Consider the following 22,715-nt stretch of genomic DNA (forward strand, 5'->3'; position numbering starts at 1 on the left):
GCACGTCCAGCCCCGTTCGATCAGCTGTGTCCGATCAGCTGTGTTCGATCAGCTGGGCAGCTCGCGGATTTCCATCTCCAGCACGTCGATCTCGTCGCTGATGGCCTCGTCGAGCATGTCGTCGAGCAACTTGCGGCACTCCGCCGATCCGCAACGCGGCAGGCCCGCACCGAACCGCGGCACCTGCTCCCACCACACCGCCGGGTTGTTCCAGAACGACCCGGAGCCCTGGTCGACGCCTTCGAGGCACCGCAGCCGCTGGTCGCTTTCCGGAAGGGCTCGCACGAACTCGATGAACAGCGCGAGAGCATCGGGATTTCTCACCGGGACCGCGCCGTAGCCGCGCAGACAGTCCTCGAGTTCAGCGAGGAACTCCGCCTTGAAGGACACGGCACACCCCCGCTCCTCCGCACCGTCGCGGACATCCTGAGTTCGTACCACCAACAGTACCTCCGCGACTTGAGCGGGAAACGAGTGCGAACGGGCGGTGTTCTCCTGCGCTCCCACCGGGTTCGGTGACCCGCAGTCACTTCGCCGAACCGTTACGAACCCTCGTGGGCCACGTATCGAGACACGAGAAACCCGTTGTCCAGCTTGACGATCTGGCCCACGACCAGCTTGTCGGCCGGGTCCGCGCCGGACAGGCCCGCGGGGCCGGGCCGGGCGAACGTCAGCCTCCCGGACGCGCCGGGGAAGTCACTCAAAGTGCGCAGCTTCCCGAAAACGTCTTCTCGTGACGCCCCAACGGGGGTCGAGCGTGCGACGACGCTGACGGCGTCATAGGCAAGAAGAATGTGTCCGTTGGGGCCCGAAAGGAAAGCCTTGCGCGCATACCGCTTCTGCGCCGCTTCGTAGGTGGTGAAGAACTGTTGTGTCGGCTGGGGAATCGGCTCGCTACCGGGTGTCCACGCGAACGTCGTGAAGTAGAGCCGGCCGTCGGCGAATCGTTTGACGTCTTCCAGATCCGTGAAGTTCGTCGTCTCCAGCTGGGTCAGGTCGTCACCGCCGAACACCACGGGGTCGGCGCAGTTGCTCCTGCTCAGCTCGGTCAGCAGCCCGCCGACCTCCGCCGTGCGGCCGGTGTAGAGGATGAGCGGGTTCGGTGACTTCTGGCAGATGTGCCTCACCAGGTCGCCGAGCTGCGCGGCCACCGCGTTCGCCGTCTCGTCGTAGTCGTGCACCTCCGGCTTGAGCACGGCCAGGAACCCTTCCGAGAGGTCCGAGCTGTACTCGTCCCCGGTGCTGCGCAGCAGGTGCAGCGGGCGGCCGCGCAACGCCTCGGTGCGGTCGATGATCCCGGCGGCCACCTGGGCCTGGCGCTTGTTGGGCGGCGCGATGCGGAAGAAGTACGGCTTCTGGCTGAAGTGCGTCGACGACAGCGACGAGCCGACCATCGGGATGCCGTTCGGGTGTTCCTTCGACGGTCCGAGGACGCCGAGCGCGGACAACGTGGTGCCGCGGCTCTGCCCGAGACCGGTCACCGCGACCACCGACGGGTCCCGCTCGGCGTACGCGCGGATCTGCTCGGCGACCTTCTCGGCGTACTTGGACTCGCCGCCGAAGTTGGCGAGCACGAGGCGCACCAACGGGTTGCGGCCCAGCCCGTCGAGCTGGTTCCAGTCGTGCTGGGCGAGGTACGCGCCGCGCAGCTCGTTCACGCCCGCGGACAGGTCGCGCTTCACCCGCTCGGTGGAGCTGAGCATCGTGGCGACGACGATGGTGACGACGCTGCGGTCCGGCACCTTCGCGGCGCGGTCGTTCTCCTCGGCGATGAGCTTCGCGAGCTCCTCGACCTCGGCGTCGTCGTTGTTCTGCAGCGTCGGGTCACCGTAGGCGAACCGGCCCGGTCTCTCGCTCAGACCGATGCACTGCACACCATCCATTTTGGACAGATGTGGTCGCGTGCCGGCGAGGTCCGCGATGAGCTCCTTCGGGTCGTAGATGCCGTAGCGCAGGCAGTTGTTGCTCGTCTGGAGGTAGAAAGCCGCGCCGTACAACACGAGCAGGGTGGCGATGAGGTAGACCGCCACGCGCCGCACCGCGTTGCGACCGGGCCAGCTGCGCGGATACGGGTAGCGGGTGACGGTGGACGAGCGCGGCAACGACGCCGGTGGCGACGCGGGTGTGTTGTGTTCGAGCGCTCGTTTCGTTGCGCGGTAAGCGGTCAGGCGTTCCTCGGCGCCGTGGAGGTCCTGGTGGGTGCGCAGCACCCGGTCGTACATCTCGACCGTCGGCCGCACGATCCGGCTGCGCGAGCGGAGCTCCCAGGTGGCGATGACGGCGTCTTCGAGCAGACCGGTCTCGGGCCGCACCACGCGGTCGTAGCGGCGGTGCAGGTTGCGCCTCGTTCCCCCGGTTCTGATGTCGCTGCGCAGACGTTCCCACCAGGTGTTGGGCGGGTCCTCGAACTCCGATTCGCCTTCCCCCGGTGGCATCGGGGCCTCGGCGATGGCGGCGAGCTCGGCGATCCAGCGGTCGCTGCGTTCGTCGACGTGCGGGCGCAGGCGATGCGCGACGAGGTGGACTTCGCCGAGCGCGAGGGCGTGGTACAGCGCGTCTTCGCGTTGCCCAAGGCTGTCGTAGCGGTCCTTCAGCAACCGATGGACGTTGGTGTGGGAGAACGGCCGGCCTTCCGGAACCTCGCGCAGCCGGCGCGCCAGCAGGTCGCGCAGCAACGGGTGCAGCACGAAGTTCTCGCCCTGCTGGCTCACGAAGCTGAGCTGGGCCAGCAGGGCGCGCATGTTCTCCGCCGACCACGTCGCCGGCAGCAGCGCGCGGATCACGTGCCGGTCGAGCACGCGCGGAGCGGCGAGGCGGGCGAAGATCTCGCGCGCGGCCTCCCGTTCCGGCATTTCCTCGGCGCCGGGAATCCGTTGGAAGAAGCGGAGAAGGAGGTAGTCGCCGACCGTGGCGTCCTGGAACGTCGTGGTCTCGTCGACCGGCAGCCGTTCGTCGAACACCGAGCGCACCGACGGCAGCACCTGGTCGCGCGCGAACACGAACTGCACGAGCTGGATGGCGAGCCGGACCGCGAGCGGATGGCCGTGCGTGACCTCCTGCAGCTCCTCGACGAGCGCCTCGGACTCCACGGTGCTGTTGCGGGCGCGGTTCCACTCGGCGAGGAACTGCCGCGTCTGCGCGAGCGTGAAGGGTTCGAGGTGCACCGGTTTGAACACCGGCGAGTCCGGCAGGGACGGCGCCGACTGCTTGGTGGCGATGACGAGCAACGGCACATGTGGTTCCTGGGCGCGCCTTTCGGCCAGCAGGCTCAGGAAGTCGGTGGCCCGCGCGGCGGGGCGCGGCCGTTTCGGTGGCAGGTAGGAGTCGATGCCGTCGAGCAGGTCGGCGCCGTCGAGCAGCAGCAGGCTGTTCAGCCTGCGGTAGCGGCGGAACCGGTAGGCGGCGGTGATGTCGGCGAGGAACGCGGCGACGAGCAGCCGGTCGATCTCCAGCGTGTCGCCCGCGCGGTTGAGGCTCCACATGTGCACGAGAGCGGCGTCGAACTTCGGGCGCCCCGCGTAGTTCTCGAACCACCGCAGCGCACTCGCCACGCGCGGCCCGCCGAGCAGCCAGCGCAACGGCCGCGGCGCGACGACGGAAAGCCCGATGAGCCACAGCAGAAGCGGTCTCAGCACCTTCCCGAGGCCCTGGGCGGGCGGCAGCACCTCGACGACCTCGGCGGCGTCGGCGACCGCGACGAGCCGGGTCATCTGCTTCGCGGCGAGCTCGCGGGCGCGGTGATGCGGGTCGTCGCCGATATCGGTGAACAGCGCGAGGCGGGCCAGGTCGTAGCGGGGCAACCGCAGGCGGCCGAACTCGGCGTGCCGGTAGGAGCGCAGCTGCTCGGCCGCGACGTCGAGGATGTCCTTGCAGGAACGGGAACCGGCCTTGTCGAGGTCGACTCTGGCCGTCGGCGCGTCGCGGTAGCGCCGGTGGACGTGGTCGAGCAGCGACGTCTTGCCGCTGCCGCCGGGCCCGAAGGCGACGATCACCGGCAGGGTGTGCTTCTTGCGGCGTTCCACCAGGGACTCCACCAGTGCGGTGAGGTCGTCCCTGCCGACGAGCCCGATCTCCGGTTCCAGCGCCATGATCCTCAGACGCTTCGGAGACCGATTCTGTTCCGTGCCTAACGGTCGGCGTGCAGCCTGGCCACGAAGCTGAAGCGGTCACCTCGGTAGAGCGATCGGGCGCGTTCGATCGGGTGCCCGTCCGCGTCGTAGGAGACGCGGTGCAGCAGCAACATCGGCAGCGCGGGGTTCGTGCCGATCAGCAGCGCCTCGCGGGGCGTGGCGAGGACGGTCTCGACGCGTTCCTCGGCCTCCGCGAACCGCACGCCGAGCCGTTCGGTGAGGCACGCGTAGAGCGATCCGGCCGGGTCGAGCTTGTCCATCAGCTCCGGGAAGCGGCGGCTGCTCAGGTACGTCGACTCCAGGCCGATGCGCTCGTCGTCGGCGAGCAGGACGCGTTCGAGGTGGACGACGGCGTCGCCCGGTTCGAGCATCAGGTCGCGGGCGAGGCCCTCGTCGGCGCCGATCTGCTCGACCGTGATCACGTTCCGGTTCGGCTCGACTCCCTGACGCCGCATGCCTTCGGTGTAGCTGACCAGCGACAACGGCTGGACCAGCTTCGGCGGTGCGACGAACGTGCCGCTGCCCTGGCGGCGGATCAGCTTGCCTTCGAGCACCAGCTCGCTGACGGCCTGGCGGAGCGTGACACGGGAGACGGAGAACCGTTCGGCGAGCTCGCGCTCGGACGGCAGGACCGTTCCTTCGCCCAGGGTCTCGACGAGGTCGAACAGCTCGGCCTTGACCGCGTAGTAACGCGGGACGCGGCCGTGTTCTGGAATGCCCGCGCGAACGGGTCGATCAGCGCGGTGCGGCGGCACTCGGTTCACGTGGCGTGAGCATACGTCACCGCCTGTGTGATCAGGGCGCGATCTTCGGCGGGTCCGGGATCTTGTAGCCGGAAGATCCGATGTTGGCCTCCAGCGACTTGCGCCAGGCACCGGTGTCGATCATCTTCTGCAGCGCCGCGTGGACCTTGGCCTTGCTGGTGGGGTCGTTGCGGCGCAGGCCGACGCCGTACTCCTCCTTGCTGAACGGGGCACCGACGACCCGCAGGAGCTCGGGGTTCTGCGCGGCGTACCCGGCGAGCAGGACGTCGTCCGTGGTGACGGCGTCGACGTTGTCGGCCAGCAGCGCCGTCACGCAGTCGCTGAACTTGGCGTACTCGACCAGGTTCACGTCCTTGGCGAACTGGTCCTTCACGTAGGCCGCGGACGTGGAGCCCGCGGTGGAACACAGGTCCAGGCCCTTGACGAGCGACTTCGGGCCGTCGATGCGGTTCTCGTGCATGCGCACCAGCAGGTCCTGGCCGGCGACGAAGTACGGGCCGACGAAGTCGACGAGCTGCTTGCGCTTGTCCGTGATCGAGTAGGTGGAGACGACCATGTCGGCCTCACCGCTGGTCAGCAGCGTCTCCCGGTTGCCGGGCTGCGCTTCCTTCCAGATGATGTCCTGGTCCGCGACGCCCAGCTCGTTCGCGATGAACTTGGCGACGTCGACGTCGAAGCCGCGGAAGCTGCCGTCGAGCCTGCGCAGCCCCAGGCCGGGCTGGTCGAACGACACGCCGATCGTCATGTGGCCGGCGGAGCTCACCTTGCCGACCATCGTGGACTTGTCACCACCTGCGCACGAGGCGAGGAGGAGCACGGCCGCGCATGTCGTCGCCACCAGGCGGAGGAGCGCTCTCGGCGTCATTCTTCCCTCTTACAGCGTTATTCCACGGGCATGCGCCGACGCACCTTGGCAGCGTTGCTCGGCGATGCCGGAAACCTAGGCGGCGATCGGACGCATGTCCATACCTCGGGCTGAATGAAACTTCGGAATCGTTGCGGTGAACCGATCAGCGCAAGCGGCGTGGACCGGCGTCGTGCAGCGAGGGCGGAGGGCCGATGACCACACGTGCGCTGCTCACGAAAGCCCCTGCGGCAGAAGCAAGAACGGGCTCGAGCTTGAGCGAACGGACCTCGGGGAGATCTTCGGCCAGTGCCGCCAAACGGAGTACCAGGTCCTGAAGTGCTTTCAGGTCTGCGGGTTCGTCGCCGCGGTAACCGGTGAGCAGAGGTGCGGCTTTCGGTGCGGCAACGAGTTCCGCCGCGTCGGTGTCGGTGAGGGGTACCGCCCGGTAGGCGCGGTCGCCGAGGAGATCGCTGACGAGGCCGGACAGTCCGAACCAGACCAGCGTGCCGAAGCTCGGATCGTCCTGCAGGCCGAGGACGCAGCTGACTCCCTTGGGCGCCATGCGTTGCACGTACACGCCCGGTTTGCCGCTCAGTGCCGCGAGGTCGTGGTACGCGGCCTTGACCGATTCCTGCTGCGCGATGTCCAGCCTGACGCCGACGAGGTCCGTGCGGTGGCGCAGGCGTTCGCTGGTGGCCTTCATGGCGACCGGGTAGCCGAGCTCGTCGGCGGCCGCCGCGGCCTCCTCCGCGCTGTGGGCGATGCGGAACGGGACGACGTCGATGCCGTAGCAGTTCAGCAGTTCGACGGCGGTGTGGTCGTCGAGCAGCCGTTCGGAGCCGGTGTTGTCCACAATGGACCGTGCGCGGGCGGCGTCGATGCCGTCCGGGCGGGTGAAATTGCCCTGGGGCGCGGCGCGCCAGCGCGCGTAGCGGATGACGCGGGCCAATGCGAGAACGGCGCGTTCCGGGCTGGCGTAGCTGGGGATCGAACCCTTTCCCGGCATCTTCAGCTCGTCCGGGATGCCCTCGACGGCGAGGAACGTGGACACGATCGGCTTCGGCCCGTGCGCGGCTTCCTTGAGGGCGCGCGCGTAGGCCGCGCCGGGGACCGCGATCGGTGGCACGAACACGACGACGAGGGCGTCGGTGTCCGGGCGGCTGAGCGCCTCCTGGACGGCCTTGGCGAACTCCTCGGGGGTGGCCTGGGCGCCGACGTCGACGGGCTCGCCCGCGAGCTCCAGGTCCTGGGCGAGCAGCGTGTCCGCGGCGAGCAGGCCGATCGCGGTGGAGTTGCCGACGACGGCGACGCGCCTGCCCTTCGGCAGCGGCTGGTGGGCCAGCAGGAGCGCGGTGTCGAACATCTGGGCCAGCGAGTCGACCCTGATCACGCCGGCCTGCTCGAACAACGCCTGGACGCTCGCCTCGTCGACCTTCGCGGCGGTGGCGGCGAGACCGGGGACCACGGCGTGCCGGCCGGACTTCACCGCGACGATCGGCTTGGTGCGGCCGAGCCGCCGGGCGAGCCTCGCGAACTTGCGCGGGTTGCCGAAGGACTCCAGGTAGAGCAGGACGACGTCGGTGGCGGGATCGGTCTCCCAGTACTGCAGCAGGTCGTTGCCGGAGACGTCGGCGCGGTTGCCCGCCGAGACGAACGTGGACAGGCCGAGGCCCCAGCCCGCGGCGTTGGCGAGGATGGCGGTGCCGAGCGCGCCCGACTGGCAGAAGAAGCCCGCACGGCCGCGTGCCGGGAGCTTCGGGGCGAGGCTCGCGTTGAGCCGGACCTTGGGGTCAAGGTTGAGCACACCGAGGGCGTTGGGGCCGACGACACGCATGCCGTGCGCTCTCGCCTCCGCCGCGAGCCTGCGTTCGGCCGACAGCCCGTCCGGACCCGTTTCGCCGTAGCCCGAACTGACGACGACGAGCGCTTTCACGCCCTTGGCGAGGCACGCGTCCATGACCTCGTCGACGCTGGCCGCCGGTACGGCGACGACGGCGAGATCGACGTCGTCGGGAATGTCCAGCACCGTCGGATACGCCCGGACGCCTCTGACCGCGCGGTGCTCGGCGTTGACCGGGTACACGGGCCCGTTGAAGTCGGCTTCGAGGAGGTTCTTGAGGACCGCGTGCCCGATCTTGGTCGGGTCGGTGGAGGCACCGATGACGGCGACCGACTTCGGGTGCAGCAGGTTGTGCACGCTGCGGGCCTCGGCGGCCTGCTCGCGGGCCCTGGCGACAGCGACGGACTCGTCGGTGGGATCGATGGCGAACTCCAGGTGCAGCACGCCCTCCTCGAACGCCCTGCTGACCTGGTAACCGGCGTCGCGGAACACCCGGACCATCTGCCCGTTCTCGGCGAGCACCTCGGCCTCGAACCGCACCAGCCCGACCTCGCGCGCGGCCGCCGCGAGGTGTTCGAGCAGGATGCTGCCCAGCCCGCGCCCCTGGTGCCCGTCCTCGACGACGAACGCGACCTCGGCGCTCTCCCCGTGATGCAGCCGGTCGAACCTGCCGACCGCGACGATGTCGTCGCCGAGCAGCGCGATGAGCGCCACCCGGTCGTGGTGGTCGACGGTGCTGAACCGCTCGAGGTCCCGTTGCGGGATCCGCGGGTAGGGCCCGAAGTAGCGGAAGTACCGCGTCCGCTCGGACAGCCGCCCGTGGAACTCCCGCAGCTTCTCGCCGTCGTCCGGCGTGATCGGTCGCAGGTGGACGGTGCCGCCGTCGCTGAGCACGACGTCCGCCTCCCACTGCCGCGGGAAGTCGAACGGATCTCTGGCGGTCTGTTCTGCCGGCACTTTCTCTGGCACTGGCCGTCAGTCCCTGGGGTCGTCGGGATCAAGTCCGTGCAACGGGAACACCGCGCGGCGCGTGTCGCGAATCGCCTTGTCCACCGGCTCCTGCGCGTCCCCGCCCCACGGCTGGTGCCCAGGGTCGCACTCATCGGTCATCGACGCAGGCAAAGGCCAGTCAGGCGCGATGCGTGTCGCGTGCGCCACCCAGTCGGCGGGCAACGACCGGTTCGGGTCCACGTCCCGGTCCAGCACCGTCGCGAGCAGGTGCGTCCACGACCGCGGCACCACCCTGAGCAGCTCGTACCCGCCGCCCCCGAGCGCCAGCCACTTGAACCCGTGCTCGTTCACCAGGTCCCGGAAGGCCTGGTAGATCGCCCGATGCCCGTCCACGCTCAACGCCAGGTCCGCGAGCGGATCCTCCTTGTGAGTGTCCACACCGCACTGCGTGACGAGCACCTGCGGCCGGAACGCCTTCAGCAACGACGGCACCGTCGCGTGGAACGCCCGCAACCACGCCCCGTCCTTCGTGCCCGCGGGCAACGCGACGTTGACCGCACTCCCCTCGGCCCCCGGACCGCCGACCTCACCGGCCCACCCGGTCCCCGGCCACAGGCTCATCGGATGTTGATGCAACGACACCGTCAACACGCGCGGGTCGTCCCAGAACGCCGTCTGCACCCCGTCCCCGTGATGCACGTCGACATCCACGTACGCGATGCGCTCCACACCGCTGCGCAACAACCACTCGATGGCCACCGCGCAGTCGTTGTAGACGCAGAACCCGGCCGCACTGTCCGGCATCGCGTGGTGCAGCCCGCCGGCGATGTTGACCGCCCGGTCCGCCTCCCCCGACGCAATGGCCCGAGCCGCCGCCAGCGACCCGCCGACCACCAACGCCGAAGCTTCGTGCATCCGCTCGAAGACCGGGTTGTCCGGCGTCCCCAGCCCGTGCCCGACGTCCCACCCGGCCGTGGGCGCCGCCTGCACGGCACTCAAGTACCCCGGCAGGTGCACCAGCTCGATCTCTTCTTCGCTGGCAGGCTCCGGCACCCGCACGTCCACGCCGTCCAGCACCCCGAGAGCCGTGGCGAGCCGTACCGTGAGATCGAGCCGAACTGGATTGAGCGGATGGTCGCCACCGAGGTCGTACCCGAGGAAGGACCGATCCCAGACAACCGCGGCTGGCTTACCCATGACCAGCAACCTACCTACCGACCCGCACAACCGGCGATCACGCCGCCTGCAGTCCTCCGCCAGCCCGCAATCACCGGCGCCAAGGAACCGATCTCAGCGAACAGGGGTCAGAGGCGACATGCACCTGCGACCAACGGCCATCCTCCTCGCCCTGGGCCTGACCCTCGCCGCCGTCACGGGCTGCAGTGAACAGGTCAAGGGCTCAGCCGCGGCCGACCCCAACGCCGCCGAAGCCGCGACCACCGCGCCCTCGACCACGAAGAAGTCCTCCACCAGCACCTCGCCCTCGAAGCCCGCTGACCCCACCGCGAAGAAGCAGGGCGACATCAAGATCACCAAGAAGAAGAAAACGGCCGGCCTGGAAACCTGCGGCGTGCTCACGAAGGCGGACGTCGAAGCCGCCACCGGCGGCAAGTCCTCAGCGGACGGCGGTTGCATCCACGCCACCACCGACCCGTCCACCGTCGTCACCCAGATGGTCACGGTCCCCGAGGTGGCGGACCAGGACGGTGAGAAGAAGCAGATCGAGATCGGCGGCAACACCGCCTGGCAGATCAGCTCCTCCAAAGAGGACTGCCAGGTCACCGTCATGCTGACCGACGACCCGTCGGCCATCGCCTCGGCCTTCTCGGTGAGCGTCGTGGCCATCGAGGAGCTCGACGCGTGCGCCGCGGCCCTGAAGCTCGTCACGCAAGGCTTCGACCGCATCCCGAACGCCTGACCCAGGTCTTCCCGGCACAGTCCGGCCGGCCACCTCACGCCCACGGGCGCGGCACACGACACGGACCGCGCACGTCGTCCCGCCGGCGTCAGCCGCCGGTGGCGACCTCCCGGTCCAAGGCGCACCAGTTGGACCAGGACCCCGCGTACAGCGCCGCAGGCTTCTCCGCCGACGTGATCCCCGCGACCTCCAGCGCCAGCACGACGGACGAGGCGGTCACGCCGGACCCGCAGTACGCGCCCACGGCCACGTCACCCGACACGCCGAGGCCCTCGAACCGCTCCGCCAGCTCGGACGCGCCGAGCCAACGCCCGTCCGCACCCACGTGCCCGGTCGTCGGCGCGTTGAGCGCACCTGGAATGTGCCCGGCCTTCGGGTCCACCGGCTCGGTCTCGCCGCGGTAGCGCGCCGCCGCCCGCGCGTCGAGCAGCACGCCCTCCCGCGCGAGCACCGCCGCTCCGTCCGCGTCCAGCACCGGCATCTGGCCAGGACGAACCACCACGTCACCCACCGCAGGCTCCGGCACCTCAGCCGTCACCGGCAGCCCCGCGGCCTCCCACGCGGCGAACCCGCCGTCCAGCACCGCGACCTCGCCGTAGCCGGCCCACCGCAGCAGCCACCACACCCGCGCGGCCACCGAACCGTCCCCCGCGTCGTACGCCACGACCTGGCCGCCCTCGCGCACGCCCGCGCGGCGCAGCACCTCCTGCAAAAGCTCCGGATCCGGCAGTGGATGCCTGCCGCCGACGCCCGGCGGAGCGGAGAGCTCGGTGTCCAGATCCACGTATGTCGCGCCGGGCACGTGGCTGACCTCGTAGTCTTGGCGTCCGGGTGGTCCACCGAGACGCCACCGGACGTCCAGCACGACGGTGGCCGGCCGCGCACTCAGCGCGTCGGAGAGGTCCTCGGGAGTGATCAAGGGATGCACAGCTCACATCCTGCACCCGCGCGGACACCTGTGTCCCCCGGCACGACTACCATTGACACCATACGAAGGGGAGCGGGTGTGAACGACCTCATCGACACCACGGAGATGTATCTCCGCACGATCTACGAGCTCGAAGAAGAGGGCGTCGTGCCTCTGCGCGCCCGCATCGCGGAGCGTCTCGGCCAAAGTGGACCGACGGTGAGCCAGACCGTCGGCCGGATGGAGCGGGACGGCCTGGTCGTCGTGGCGGAGGACCGTCACCTCGAGCTCACCGAGCAGGGCCGCAACCTCGCGATCGCCGTCATGCGCAAGCACCGGCTCGCCGAGCGCCTCCTCGTGGACATCATCGGGCTCGAGTGGGAGCACGTGCACAGCGAGGCCTGCCGCTGGGAGCACGTGATGAGCGAGGCGGTCGAGCGCAAGCTCGTCAAGCTGCTCGGCAACCCGACCACCTCGCCCTACGGCAACCCGATCCCGGGCCTCGACAAGCTGGGCGACGGCGAACCCGCTCCGCCCGCCGAGGCGGACCTGGTGCGCGTGGACGAGGTCGCCCGCCGCGGCGGCGGCCGCGTCGAGGTGCGCCGCATCGCCGAGCACGTCCAGCTCGACCCGGACCTCATGTCCGAGCTGAAGGACGCCGGTGTGGTGCCCGGCGGCACGGTGCAGGTCGAGGCGCTCGCCGGCGCCAAGGTCGTCCACGTCCGCGGCGGCAACGGCACCGTGGCGGAACTCGACCCCGCGGTCGCCCACGCCGTTCTGGTGCTCGCCCGGTGACCCAGGCGGCGACACCGGCACAGAAGGCGGCCGCGGCGTTCCAGCGCCTGCACGGACGCGCTCCCGAGGGGGTCTGGTCGGCACCCGGCCGCGTCAACCTCATCGGTGAGCACACCGACTACAACGACGGCTACGTGCTGCCGTTCGCGTTGCCCCACCGCCTCGCGGTCGCGGCGTCGCCCCGTGCTGACGGCCGGCTGACCGTCAGCACGCTCGGCGACGACGGAGGGGTGCAGGACGCGGACCCGGTCGTGGTGGCCGACCTAGTCCCCGGAACCGTCAAGGGGTGGGCCGCGTACCCCAGCGGTGTGGCCTGGGCCCTGCGGGAGCAGGGAATCGCCGTCACCGGCGGAGCGGACCTCGTCCTCGCGGGTGACGTACCCGCCGGAGCCGGTCTCTCCTCGTCGCACGCCCTGGAATGCGCCGTCGCCCTCGCTCTGCTCGGTCTCGCCGGCGTCGACGCCGAACGGCCCGACATCGCCCGCTGGGTGCAGCGTTCCGAGAACGCCTTCGTCGGCGCGCCGACGGGAATCCTGGATCAGACGGCATCGCTGTGCTGCGTCGAAGCGCACGCCCTGTTTTACGACGTGCGCTCCGGCAAGTCGGAGCAGATCCCGTTCGACGCGGCTGCCAGTGGACTCGAGGTGCTGGTGGTCGACACCCGCGCCAGCCACTCCCACGTCGACGGCGGCTACGGCGCCCGGCGGGCGGGCTGCGAGCGGGCCGCGGACCTCCTGGGTGTCCCCGCGCTGCGTGATGTCGACATCGCCGAGCTCGACGCCACGCTCGTCCGGCTGCCCGAAGAGCTGCGTCCGCTGGTGCGGCACGTCGTGACCGAGAACGACAGGGTCCTGCGCACCGTCGAGCTGCTCCGCGCGGGCAGGCTCGCCGGCATCGGCCCCCTCATCTCGGCCTCCCACGCGAGCCTGCGGGACGACTACCGGGTCTCCTGCCTGGAGCTCGACGTCGCCGTCGACTCCGCGATGGAGGCCGGGGCGCTCGGCGCCCGCATGATCGGCGGCGGCTTCGGCGGCTCGGCCATCGCTCTCGTCCCAGTCGAGCGACGCGACGAGGTCGAAAGCCGGGTGCTCGCCGGCTTTGCCTCTCGCTCGCTGACGCGGCCGAGGCTTTTCAAGGCGGTTCCGTCCGCGGGCGCGGGCAGGGACCGGTAGCGAAGAACGATCCTGATCAGGAATGCGAGGACTGCGGTGAAGCTGCTCGTCACGGGCGGGGCCGGATACGTCGGCAGCGTGTGCGCTGCCAGGCTGCTCGAAGCCGGACACGAGGTCGTCGTCCTCGACGACCTGTCGACCGGGCACGAGGACGCCGTCCCCTCGGGAGCGCGCTTCATCCGGGGCGACATCGCGGAGGTGATCGGCGATGTCCTCGCAGAAGGGTTCGACGGCGTTCTGCACTTCGCGGCCAAGTCGCTGGTCGGCGAGTCCATGCAGGACCCCGGCAAGTATTGGACGGGTAACGTCCTCACAGCGATTCATCTGCTCGACGCGATGAAGGATCACGGCACGCCGAAGCTCGTCTTCTCCTCGACTGCCGCGACGTACGGCGAGCCGCGGGAGGTGCCGATCCCCGAGACCGCGCCGACCGCGCCGACCAACACCTACGGCGCCACCAAGCTGGCCATCGACCACGCGATCACGTCGTACGCCGCCGCGCACGGCCTGGCGGCGACGAGCCTTCGGTACTTCAACGTCGCCGGCGCCTACGGCAGCATCGGCGAGCGTCACGCGACCGAGACCCACCTCATCCCGCTCGTCCTCCAGGTCGCCCTGGGACAGCGCGAGCACATCTCGATCTACGGCGAGGACTGGCCCACCGAGGACGGCACCTGCGTCCGCGACTACATCCACGTCGCGGACCTCGCGGACGCCCACCTCCTGGCGCTCGCCCACGCCACCGCCGGCGAGCACCGGATCTACAACCTCGGCAACGGCACCGGCTTCTCGGTCAAGCAGGTCATCGACACCTGCCGCGAGGTCACCGGCCACCCGATCCCCGCCGTCGTCGCCCCCAGGCGCGCCGGTGATCCGGCCGTCCTCGTCGCCTCCGCCGAGCGGGCCCGCACGGAGCTCGGCTGGAAGCCGGAACGCGCCGGCCTCGCCGGCATCGTCCGCGACGCGTGGGAGTTCACCCGCGCCCGGCACGGAGCCTGATCGGGCATGACCGACTTCGCCTCCTTCGAGAGCTACAACGCCACACCGAGGCTCACATCGCTCACGCTGTCCCCGGACGGCACGCGGCTCGTCACGGTCGTCTCCTCGCTCGCTCCTGACGGCAAGACCTGGCAGGGCGCTCTCTGGGAGATCGACCCCACCGGCGAGCGGGACGCCGTCCGGCTCACCCGCTCCGCCAAGGGCGACTCCTCCCCCGTCTTCGCACCGGACGGGTCGCTGCTGTTCCTGTCGGCGCGCCCGGATCCACTCGCGAAGCCGGGCGAGACCAACGAGCGGAAGGCGCTGTGGCGGCTTCCGGTCCGCGGTGAGGCCGCCGAGGTCCTGCGGCCGGGAGGCGGAGTCGGCCACGTCCGCGCCGCGGGCGAGACGCTGCTGTTCACGTCGTCGGCGTACCGCTTCACGGAGTTCGGCGACCAGGACGACGCCAAGCGCAAGGCCCGCGAGGACGCCGGCGTGACAGCGATCCTGCACGAGTCGTACCCGATCAGGTACTGGGACGCGGACCTCGGTCCGAGCTACCCGCGCCTGTTCTCGGTTCCTCTCACCGACATCACCACCGGGAACGTCACAACCCTCAGCGAGGACGCGGAAAGCAGGCTCAGCGACGAGGACATCGCGCTGAGCCCGGACGGCAAGTGGGCCGTTCACGGCCACGACGTCGACGTCAGCGCCTCCTACGGCCGCAGGACCGAACTGCGGCTCGTGGCGACGGATGGCAGCTCCTCGCGCGCCATCGCCTCCGAGGACGGCTTCTCCTTCTTCGAACCCGCCTTCACCCCGGACGGCACCGCTGTGATCGCCATCCGGTTCCGCGAGTCCACAGCGGACTCCCCGTACCGGCGCGACCTGGTGCGCATCGACCTGGCGGACGACTCGATCACGCCACTGGCGCCCGACTTCCCGGAGGAACCGGATCACCTGGTGGTGAACCCTGACGGGTCCGCGGCGTTCTTCACCGCGAGCCACCTCGGGCACCAGCCGGTGTGGCGGCTGGACCTCACGACCGGCGAGATCACGAAGCTGACGGTCTCGGGTTACTACAGCGACGTGGTCGTGAGCCCGGACGGCAAGACGCTGTACGCACTCCGCAACTCGATCGACCACCCGCCACAGCCCGTGCGGTTCGCCTCCACCGGAGCCGACCAGGATCCAGAACGGCTGCGCGCTCCCGGCGCCATCGCCTCGGTGCCCGGCACCCTCACCGAGATCTCCACGGTCGTCGCCGACGGCAGGACCGTCCGCGCGTGGCTCGTGCTGCCCGAGGGTGCCTCCGCCGACTCGCCCGCTCCCCTGGTGCTGTGGGTCCACGGTGGTCCGGTGATGAGCTGGAACGGCTGGACCTGGCGTTGGAACCCGTGGCTGATGGCCGCCCGGGGTTACGCCGTCCTGCTGCCCGACCCGGCCCTGTCCACCGGGTACGGACCGGACTTCATCAAGGCCGGCTGGGGTCGCTGGGGCGCCGAGCCCTACACCGACCTCATGGCCATCACGGACGTCGCGGTCGAGCGGGCCGACATCGACGCCTCCCGGACCGCCGCCATGGGTGGTTCGTTCGGCGGCTACATGGCCAACTGGATCGCCACCCAGACCGACAGGTTCCGCGCGATCGTCACCCACGCGTCGTTGTGGCACCTCGACGCGTTCACCGGCGGCACCGACAGCTCCTACTTCTGGATGCGGGAGATGGGCGACCCCCTCACCCAGCCGGAACGGATCCAGGCCAACTCCCCGCACCTGCGGGTCGCCGACATCAAGACCCCGATGCTCGTCATCCACGGGGACAAGGACTACCGGGTCCCCATCGGCGAGGGGCATCGGCTGTACTTCGACCTCCTCCGCCACGGGGTCACCGCGAAGTACCTCTACTTCCCCACCGAAAACCACTGGATCCTCACCCCCGGAAACTCTCGAGTCTGGTACGAGACGGTGTGGGCGTTCCTGGCCGAGCACGTCCTGGATCAGGACTGGGAGCGGCCAGAACTGCTCTGAGCGCCGGCATCGAGCAACTGGCGGGCGATGTCCAGGTACGTCGTGGACATCGCCCGCAGCTTCTCCGGCGGGAGCGCGGCGCTGACAGCCGCACGCAGGAGCTTGGTCAGCGCGTGGCCGGGACAGGCGTCCTCGGCGACGTCGAGCGCGATGGACGCGATCCCACCGTCACCACGCTGGTAGGCGTAGAACGCGAGCAGACACGCGGGCTCCGCGCGTTCTGGAGCCGGACACGACCTGGTGAGCTCCAGCCACAGGCTCTCGGCCGTCCTCGACCTCGGCTGCGCCGCGAACGCCATGCTCGCGTCCCGCACGTCCGGCACCGCCAAGGCCCTCGCCAGCGCGACGATCTCCGCGTCGGGCAACGGTCCCTTGCGCTCGCTCACGGCGTCGATCGCATCGAGCACGCGGCGCAGCTCGGTGCTCGGATCAGGTTCGCCGGAGCTCGCCACGAGCTCGTCCAGCAACGCTGATCTGCGTTCCAGCGCCTCCGACGGGTCCAGCGCCGCGATCGCGGCCATCGCCGCACGCGACTCGAACGTCACGTTGCCCTCGTGCGCGGACGCGGCGGCAACCGCGGACAGCCGGGGATCGGGCAGCGTTCCGTGGCAGTCGATGTCGAGATAGCAGAGCCACTGCGCGTCCTTCTGGCACGACGGCAGCCACACCGCCTCGACGACCTCGATGCCCACGCCGCCCAGCTTGTTCCTGAGCGTGGTGACCAGTGGTTCGTGCGGCAGTTCTTCCGGCATGTGCTCGGACGGGGCGCACACGACCGCGAGGATCACTTCCGCGGCACCGTGTTCGAGCAGCGGCGCTTCCAGTTGAGCCGCGAGCATTCCCCTATGTCGTGGGCGCGGTAGATCGACCCGCATGGTCATGCTGATCACGTGGTCTTTCAGCACCAGCACGACGAGCGAGTCGGCCGGGTGAAATCCCATCAGGTGCGGGATCGCGGCGTAGAGGTCGCCGGCGCCGCGGACTCGGATCGGTTTCGGGAGGGTTGTGGGCATGGTGCCCACTTTGGCGGGTGGGGCGGGTAAGTGATCGGGGGTGATGGGAAGTTGTGGACAACTCAGCGGTTGTGGACAGGTTGAGATCTTGACCCGCTCGGGAGCGGGGTTTTGTCGGGGGTGGGTGGTAGGGTGCCGCGCCTCGGTCCCTGGTCACCGAGAACCAAGACGCGGCATCACCGTCAGAACGTCTGGAACACCGCGCGCCAGCCACCGACGACCGGCAGCTCTACCGACGTGCGGGCGAGGTCCAGCGAAAGGCCGACGCCCGGCTTCGGGCGAAGCGTGTAGTCGTAGTCGCTGGAGATCAGCACGAACTCCAGCCGGTGCCCCGTCTGCAGGACGTAGTCGTCGGGCACGATCGGCACGGCGACGTCGTAGAACTTGCCCGGCTTGATCGGCGACGTCCGGTCCGGGCGCTCCCGGTTCTGCGGGTCGGTCGAGCCGCGGGTGATGACGTGCGACTTCCCGTCCGGGGCGCGGTCGACGAGCAGCGCCGTCACGTTGGCCGCGGGCCGGTCGAAGGCGATCCGCAGGTTCGCGGTCGACTTGCCGGACAACCGCACCGGCCGCCGCGTCGGCTGGGTCGCGTAGGACAACCGGTTCGGCGACGTCGGCTGGTCGATCAACGACTCCGCGGTCTTCGTCGCGTCATCGGTGAGCGTCTCGACGCCGTGGCCGGGCCAGATCCCGAGACCGCCCTTGGCGGATCCGCCGGAGGACAGCCGCAGCCGCACGTCGGACGTGCCGGGAGCCGGCCAGTCCTTCTCGTCCACCCACGTCTTGTCCTCGCGCTGCAACGTCGCACGCGGCTCCTTGTCGATGCCGTTGCGGTGACCCCACAGGTACTGCGTGAACCAGCGGTTCAGCGTGCGCCGCCACTCGACCGAACGCAGCGTGTCGGGATCGGTGTGCCCGGACTGGTGCAGCCAGATCTTGTGCGGCACACCGACCTTCTTCAACGCCGAGTACCACTGCTCGACGTGCGTCATCTTGACGTTCCAGTCGTTCAGGCCGTGCACCGCCAGCACGGCCGCGTGGACCTTGCCGACGTCGTTCAGGTAGTTCCGCTTGTCCCAGAACCTGTTGTAGTCGCCGGTGATCCGGTCCTGGTCCTTCGCGATCTCGGCGATGATCGGCTTGCAGATCTCCCGGTCCGCGCGGGTGTAGACGTACTCGGCGAGCACGTCGGCGTCCTCGCCCTGGAACGTGCCGGGCGCGACCACGGCGCCGTCCGCGCGGTAGTAGTCGTACCAGCTGGAGATCGCGGCGATCGGCACGATCGCCTCGAGGCCGCGCACCCCCGTGGAGGCGACGGCGTTGGGCAGCGTTCCGTTGTAGGAGACGCCCATCATGCCGGTCTTGCCGGTCGTCCACGTCGCCTTGACGGCCTCGCCGGTAGCAGTACGCGCCGGCGCACGACCGTTGAGCCAGTCGACGACAACACGCGCACCGATCGTCTCGTTGACGTCGCCCGTCGTCGGGCAGCCCGTCGACTTGCCGGTGCCGAGCGATTCCGCGTACACGACGGCGTACCCGCGCGCGATGAAGTAGGCCTCGTAACGAGCCGATGTGATCGGGTTCGGACCGAGGGCAGCGGTGACGCGTTCATCGGAGGAGGCCTTCAACAAGCGGCCGTTGCGCTTGTCGGGCACGTACAGCTCGACGTCGACGTTGTGGTTCGCCACGTCGTTGCCGCCGGAGAAGTACGGGCTGACCATGTAGACGACGGGGACCTTGAGGCCGCGTTCGGTGGCGCGTGGACGGACGACCTCGGTGTACACCTCGTCGTCCTTGCCGTCGCGGTCGCTGTCGACCGGCGCGCGGACCCAGAGGCTTTCCTTGACCACGTCCTTCGGGTCGAAGACGGGTTGCGCCTCACCGTCGGAGAACACCGGCCCTTCGGCGGCCTGGGCCGTCGCCGGCAGGAAAGGCAGGACTAGCACCGCCGTCAGCAGTGCTGCTCTTCGTGCGCCCCTCACGAGGCACCCCCAATGCAGGCCAGGTACAGGGATTCGTCCTGAACCCTTCCCGTTGACCGCAAGACATGTCACCCGTCGATCGGCTCTTGACCTGAGAGCATGGGCCGTGCCAATTTCCGACTTCGTCCACGCGCTGCCGAAGACCGAGCTGCACGTCCACCTGGTGGGTGCGGCTTCTCTCGACACCGTCCTCGCGCTCGCCCGCAACCACCCCGGCGGACCGGTGCCGACCGACGAGGCCGCGTTGCGGAAGTTCTACGAGTTCAGGGACTTCCGGCATTTCATCAACGTGTACGGCGTCGTCAACGACCTCGTCACCACTGGGGAGGACGTCCGGACGCTCGTCGTCGGCTACGCCCGTGACGCCGCGCGAACCAATATCCGATATGCGGAACTCACCATCAGCGCGACGAGCCACCTGCGGGCAGGTATCGAGCCCGACGAACTCGTCGAGGCCCTCACGGCAGGGCGTGAAGAAGCGCTCGCCGTGCACGGCGTGGCGCTGCAGTGGATCTTCGACGTGCCCGGCGTCTGGGATCGCGACTGGGGCATGACGAGCGCGCGGTTCGCATCCGAGTACCGGCCGGAGGGCCTCGTCGGGTTCGGGCTGGGCGGGTTCGAGTCGGACTCGCCGAGGGCGAAGTTCCGGGAGGCGTTCGCCTTGGCGCGCGACGCCGGGCTGCACATGGTGCCGCATGCCGGCGAGACGACGCCGCCCAGCGAGATCTGGGCCGCGCTGCACGATCTGCGTGCCGAACGGATCGGGCACGGCGTGAGCGCGGTGCGGGATCCCGAGCTGCTGCGGCACCTCGCCGACGAAGGCGTCGTCGTCGAGGTGTGCCCGACGTCGAACATCCGCACCGGAGCGGTGGCGTCGCTGGACGAGCACCCGCTGCCGCGGCTCGTGGAGGCCGGGGTGCCGGTGACGATCAGCACCGACGACCCCGGCATGTTCCACACCGACCTCGACCGCGAGTACCTGGTGTGCCACGAGCGGTTCGGCTTCGGCCGCGGCGAGCTCGCCGAGCTCGCACGGGCCTCGGTGCGGGCGTCGTTCGCACCGGCCGAGTTGAAGGACCAGCTGCTGAAGGAGATCGACGCGCTGTGAGCGATGCGAGTGTGGTGACGACGACCGTCGACTCGGCCGAAGCCGCGGAGTCGCTGGCGAAGGGCATTGTCGAAGCGCGGCTCGGCGCGTGCGTGCAGATAGTGCCGATTCGCAGCGTCTACCGGTGGGACGGCGAGGTGCGCGTCGACGCGGAATGGCAGTGCGTCGTGAAGACGTCCGCCATCCGCGTCGACGACCTCGTCGCGCACATCAAGGCGCATCACACCTACGACGTGCCCGAAGTCGTCGTCACCCCCGTGGTCGGAGGCAACGACGACTACCTCGCGTGGGTCTCAGAGGAGACCTCGTAGGTGACGCGGCAACGGCTCGGTGTGCAGGACGCCGAGCCGTTGCGTCGCCCTCGTCAACGCCACGTACAGCTCGCTGGGCGACATGCGTTGGGGTTCGACGACGAGGACGACGTCGAACTCCAACCCTTTCGACGCACGCGGCGACATCCAGCCCTCGCCGATGACCGCGATCGTGCGTCCGTTGCGTTCGTCGGCATGTGCGTCGAGTTCGTCGCGCACGGCCGCCGATATATCAGTGACGCGGCGCGCCCACGGGCGGATGCCGGTCTTGCGCACCGACACCGGCGCCGACGCGTCGTGGTCGACGAGCTTCAGGACCGGCGTGGCGACGGCCATGATCTCGCCGGGCGTGCGGTAGTTGACCTCTAGCCGGCGGTAGGTGAACCGGTCGAACACCGAACCCCAGCTGCGGACACCGCCGGCGGCCTGACGCTGGGCCAGATCGCCGACGACGGTCATCGACCTGTTGGGGCATCGGCGCAGCAGCACGCGCCAATCCATCGCGGACAGTTCCTGCGCCTCGTCGACCACGACGTGGCCGTACGTCCACGTGCGGTCTTCGACGGCGCGTTCGGCGAGAGTGCGGTGATCGCGCACCTCGTGCCGGACGGCCAGCACCTCGGCGTTGACGAAGTCGGTGACGATGTACTCGTCGTCATCGGCGCGTTCGTCGATCGACAGGACGTCCATCACGCCGCAGGCGTATGCCAGCTGCTCCTCTTCTTCCCTCCTGGCGGCGCGTTCCGCGGCGCCATCGGATCCGAGCAGTTCGGCGAGCTCGTCGAGCAACGGCACGTCGGACACCGTCCAGGCCTCGGCATCCTCCCGGTACAGCTCCGGCACCCCGATCCGGAAGCAGCGGCCCGCGTACAGGTCGGCGAGCAGCTGTTCCGGCGTGAGCTGCGGCCACAACCTGTCGACGGCGTCGCGCAACGCGGTGCTGTGCCGGAGCTCGTGACGCACGTCCTCCTCGATCTCCGGCCAGTCGACGCCGATCAGCTTCAACGCCGGCGCGACGAGCTCCTCGGCGAGCGCGAGGAAGAAGTACTTGCGGGCGGCGTTGTGCGGCAGACCGTAGTACCGCGTCTTCTCGCGTGCGACGGCGGCGATGTGCGCGTCGAGCGGGATGACGACGTCCTCCAGCTCGATCTCGACGGGCTCGTCGGGAAGCTCCTGCCGGTCGGCGACGGCGACCGCCAGCAGGTCCAGAACTGATATATCGCCTTTCAGCCGTTGCAACGGTGGCGTGTCCTCGACGTCGGTGCTCACGCCTGGGTAGAGCTCGCCGGGGGTGGCGAACACGACGTCGGTCTCTCCCAACGACGGCAGGACGTCGCCGACGTAGTTGAGGAAGCCGGTGTTCGGGCCGACGATCAACACGCCGTGCCGGGACAGGCGTTCACGACGCGTGTACAGCAGGTATGCCACGCGGTGCAGGGCCACGGCGGTCTTGCCGGTGCCGGGACCACCTTCGATCACCAGCACGCCGGGGCCCGAGTAGCGGATGATCTCGTCCTGCTCGGCCTGAATGGTCGAGACGATGTCGCGCATCGTCGCCGTCCGCGGCGCGTTGAGGGCGTCGAGCAATGCCGTCGTGTCGGTCAGCAGCTCGTCGTCGTGGAAATCGCGCAGCTCCCGGTCGCGGACGCGGAAGTGGCGGCGCAAGACCAGTCCTTCCGGGTTCGCGGCGGTCGCGGTGTAGAACGGCCGTGCCGCCGGCGCCCGCCAGTCCAGCAGCAGCGGTTCGAAATCGTCGTCGAACAACCCGACGCGTCCGATGTACGTGCGTGCGCCTTTCTCCGAATCGATGCGGCCGAAGACGAGACCCTCCTCCGCCGCCCGGTACTTCCCGACTTCCCTGGTCAGCACGTAGACGGCGGCTTCGCGGTCCAGCCTCTGGGTGGTGGCGTCCCGCAGCACGGCCGCAAGGTCGGCGGCCGCTTTGTTCCGTTCCTGGTCGAGCTTTTC

Annotated in this window: 17 protein-coding genes; 7 read left to right on the forward strand and 10 right to left on the reverse strand. The window is 69.6% G+C overall.

From position 1 onward, the window contains the following. Positions 1 to 48 precede the first annotated feature (48 nt). The 6 genes from ACWEIJ_RS15490 to ACWEIJ_RS15515 all read right to left on the reverse strand — a co-directional run bounded on the left by ACWEIJ_RS15490 (position 49) and on the right by ACWEIJ_RS15515 (position 9,729). Positions 49 to 390 carry a hypothetical protein gene (locus ACWEIJ_RS15490; protein WP_355447601.1) on the reverse strand — a complete coding sequence of 114 codons (342 nt, stop codon included), beginning with the start codon at positions 388 to 390 and terminating at the stop codon, positions 49 to 51. 152 nt (positions 391 to 542) lie between these two features. Next, positions 543 to 4,088, reverse strand: coding sequence for a hypothetical protein (locus ACWEIJ_RS15495; protein WP_449837834.1), 3,546 nt, complete (start codon positions 4,086 to 4,088; stop codon positions 543 to 545). A gap of 38 nt (positions 4,089 to 4,126) precedes the next feature. Further along, positions 4,127 to 4,894: a GntR family transcriptional regulator gene (locus ACWEIJ_RS15500; RefSeq protein ID WP_449837835.1), complete on the reverse strand. Its 768-nt coding sequence runs from the start codon at positions 4,892 to 4,894 to the stop codon at positions 4,127 to 4,129. 31 nt (positions 4,895 to 4,925) lie between these two features. Continuing rightward, positions 4,926 to 5,759 carry a glutamate ABC transporter substrate-binding protein gene (locus ACWEIJ_RS15505; RefSeq protein WP_449837836.1) on the reverse strand — a complete coding sequence of 278 codons (834 nt, stop codon included), beginning with the start codon at positions 5,757 to 5,759 and terminating at the stop codon, positions 4,926 to 4,928. 145 nt (positions 5,760 to 5,904) lie between these two features. After that, positions 5,905 to 8,550 (reverse strand): bifunctional acetate--CoA ligase family protein/GNAT family N-acetyltransferase, encoded by a 2,646-nt coding sequence (locus tag ACWEIJ_RS15510; RefSeq protein WP_449837837.1) that lies wholly within the window; start codon positions 8,548 to 8,550, stop codon positions 5,905 to 5,907. 6 nt (positions 8,551 to 8,556) lie between these two features. Then, positions 8,557 to 9,729 carry an acetoin utilization protein AcuC gene (locus ACWEIJ_RS15515; protein ID WP_449837838.1) on the reverse strand — a complete coding sequence of 391 codons (1,173 nt, stop codon included), beginning with the start codon at positions 9,727 to 9,729 and terminating at the stop codon, positions 8,557 to 8,559. A gap of 118 nt (positions 9,730 to 9,847) precedes the next feature. Between ACWEIJ_RS15515 and ACWEIJ_RS15520 the strand changes: the two genes are divergently transcribed. Beyond that, on the forward strand, positions 9,848 to 10,450 hold the full coding sequence (locus ACWEIJ_RS15520) for a hypothetical protein (RefSeq protein ID WP_449837839.1): 603 nt from the start codon (positions 9,848 to 9,850) through the stop codon (positions 10,448 to 10,450). A gap of 88 nt (positions 10,451 to 10,538) precedes the next feature. Here ACWEIJ_RS15520 and ACWEIJ_RS15525 read toward each other — a convergent pair whose 3' ends face one another. Further along, a complete protein-coding gene (locus ACWEIJ_RS15525; RefSeq protein WP_449837840.1) occupies positions 10,539 to 11,378 on the reverse strand; it encodes a sulfurtransferase in 840 nt (279 codons plus the stop codon). A gap of 78 nt (positions 11,379 to 11,456) precedes the next feature. Here ACWEIJ_RS15525 and ACWEIJ_RS15530 point away from each other — a divergent pair, with 78 nt between their 5' ends. Genes ACWEIJ_RS15530 through ACWEIJ_RS15545 form a run of 4 tightly spaced genes read left to right on the forward strand, consistent with a single transcriptional unit; the run spans position 11,457 to position 16,333 of the window. Then, positions 11,457 to 12,152, forward strand: a complete 696-nt coding sequence (locus ACWEIJ_RS15530) for an iron dependent repressor, metal binding and dimerization domain protein (RefSeq protein WP_449837841.1) — start codon at positions 11,457 to 11,459, stop codon at positions 12,150 to 12,152. Further along, positions 12,149 to 13,324, forward strand: a complete 1,176-nt coding sequence (galK, locus tag ACWEIJ_RS15535) for a galactokinase (protein WP_449837842.1) — start codon at positions 12,149 to 12,151, stop codon at positions 13,322 to 13,324. The genes ACWEIJ_RS15530 and galK overlap by 4 nt, the downstream gene beginning before the upstream one ends. Before the next feature lie 36 nt (positions 13,325 to 13,360). Then, a complete protein-coding gene (gene galE / locus ACWEIJ_RS15540) occupies positions 13,361 to 14,323 on the forward strand; it encodes a UDP-glucose 4-epimerase GalE (RefSeq protein WP_449837843.1) in 963 nt (320 codons plus the stop codon). Positions 14,324 to 14,329: 6 nt separating this feature from the next. After that, positions 14,330 to 16,333, forward strand: a complete 2,004-nt coding sequence (locus ACWEIJ_RS15545) for a prolyl oligopeptidase family serine peptidase (protein ID WP_449837844.1) — start codon at positions 14,330 to 14,332, stop codon at positions 16,331 to 16,333. Here the strand turns inward: ACWEIJ_RS15545 and ACWEIJ_RS15550 are convergent. Together ACWEIJ_RS15550 and ACWEIJ_RS15555 are read right to left on the reverse strand one after the other, a co-directional pair. Continuing rightward, a complete protein-coding gene (locus ACWEIJ_RS15550) occupies positions 16,303 to 17,346 on the reverse strand; it encodes a DUF4192 domain-containing protein (RefSeq protein WP_449837845.1) in 1,044 nt (347 codons plus the stop codon). The genes ACWEIJ_RS15545 and ACWEIJ_RS15550 overlap by 31 nt on opposite strands. 182 nt (positions 17,347 to 17,528) lie before the next feature. Next, positions 17,529 to 19,328: a Xaa-Pro dipeptidyl-peptidase gene (locus ACWEIJ_RS15555; protein WP_449837846.1), complete on the reverse strand. Its 1,800-nt coding sequence runs from the start codon at positions 19,326 to 19,328 to the stop codon at positions 17,529 to 17,531. A 106-nt stretch (positions 19,329 to 19,434) separates the two neighbouring features. Here ACWEIJ_RS15555 and add point away from each other — a divergent pair, with 106 nt between their 5' ends. Both add and cutA read left to right on the forward strand, forming a co-directional pair. Then, positions 19,435 to 20,436, forward strand: coding sequence for an adenosine deaminase (gene add / locus ACWEIJ_RS15560; protein WP_449837847.1), 1,002 nt, complete (start codon positions 19,435 to 19,437; stop codon positions 20,434 to 20,436). Beyond that, complete coding sequence (gene cutA, locus ACWEIJ_RS15565) at positions 20,433 to 20,747, forward strand: divalent-cation tolerance protein CutA (RefSeq protein WP_449837848.1); 315 nt, start codon at positions 20,433 to 20,435, stop codon at positions 20,745 to 20,747. The genes add and cutA overlap by 4 nt, the downstream gene beginning before the upstream one ends. Here the strand turns inward: cutA and ACWEIJ_RS15570 are convergent. After that, positions 20,730 to 22,667 carry a helicase gene (locus tag ACWEIJ_RS15570; protein ID WP_449837849.1) on the reverse strand — a complete coding sequence of 646 codons (1,938 nt, stop codon included), beginning with the start codon at positions 22,665 to 22,667 and terminating at the stop codon, positions 20,730 to 20,732. The two genes, cutA and ACWEIJ_RS15570, sit on opposite strands and share 18 nt — an antisense overlap. Between the last annotated feature and the right edge of the window lie 48 nt (positions 22,668 to 22,715).

The sequence above is a fragment of the Lentzea sp. NPDC004789 genome (genome assembly GCF_053601075.1).

Bases quoted from the DNA above. Each gene is read 5' to 3' on its own strand.
- ACWEIJ_RS15495 (WP_449837834.1), bottom strand. From the start codon at position 4,088: ATGGCGCTGGAACCGGAGATCGGGCTCGTCGGCAGGGACGACCTCACC.
- ACWEIJ_RS15505 (WP_449837836.1), bottom strand. From the start codon at position 5,759: ATGACGCCGAGAGCGCTCCTCCGCCTGGTGGCGACGACATGCGCGGCC.
- ACWEIJ_RS15515 (WP_449837838.1), bottom strand. From the start codon at position 9,729: ATGGGTAAGCCAGCCGCGGTTGTCTGGGATCGGTCCTTCCTCGGGTAC.
- ACWEIJ_RS15520 (WP_449837839.1), top strand. From the start codon at position 9,848: ATGCACCTGCGACCAACGGCCATCCTCCTCGCCCTGGGCCTGACCCTC.
- ACWEIJ_RS15545 (WP_449837844.1), top strand. From the start codon at position 14,330: ATGACCGACTTCGCCTCCTTCGAGAGCTACAACGCCACACCGAGGCTC.
- ACWEIJ_RS15550 (WP_449837845.1), bottom strand. From the start codon at position 17,346: ATGCCCACAACCCTCCCGAAACCGATCCGAGTCCGCGGCGCCGGCGAC.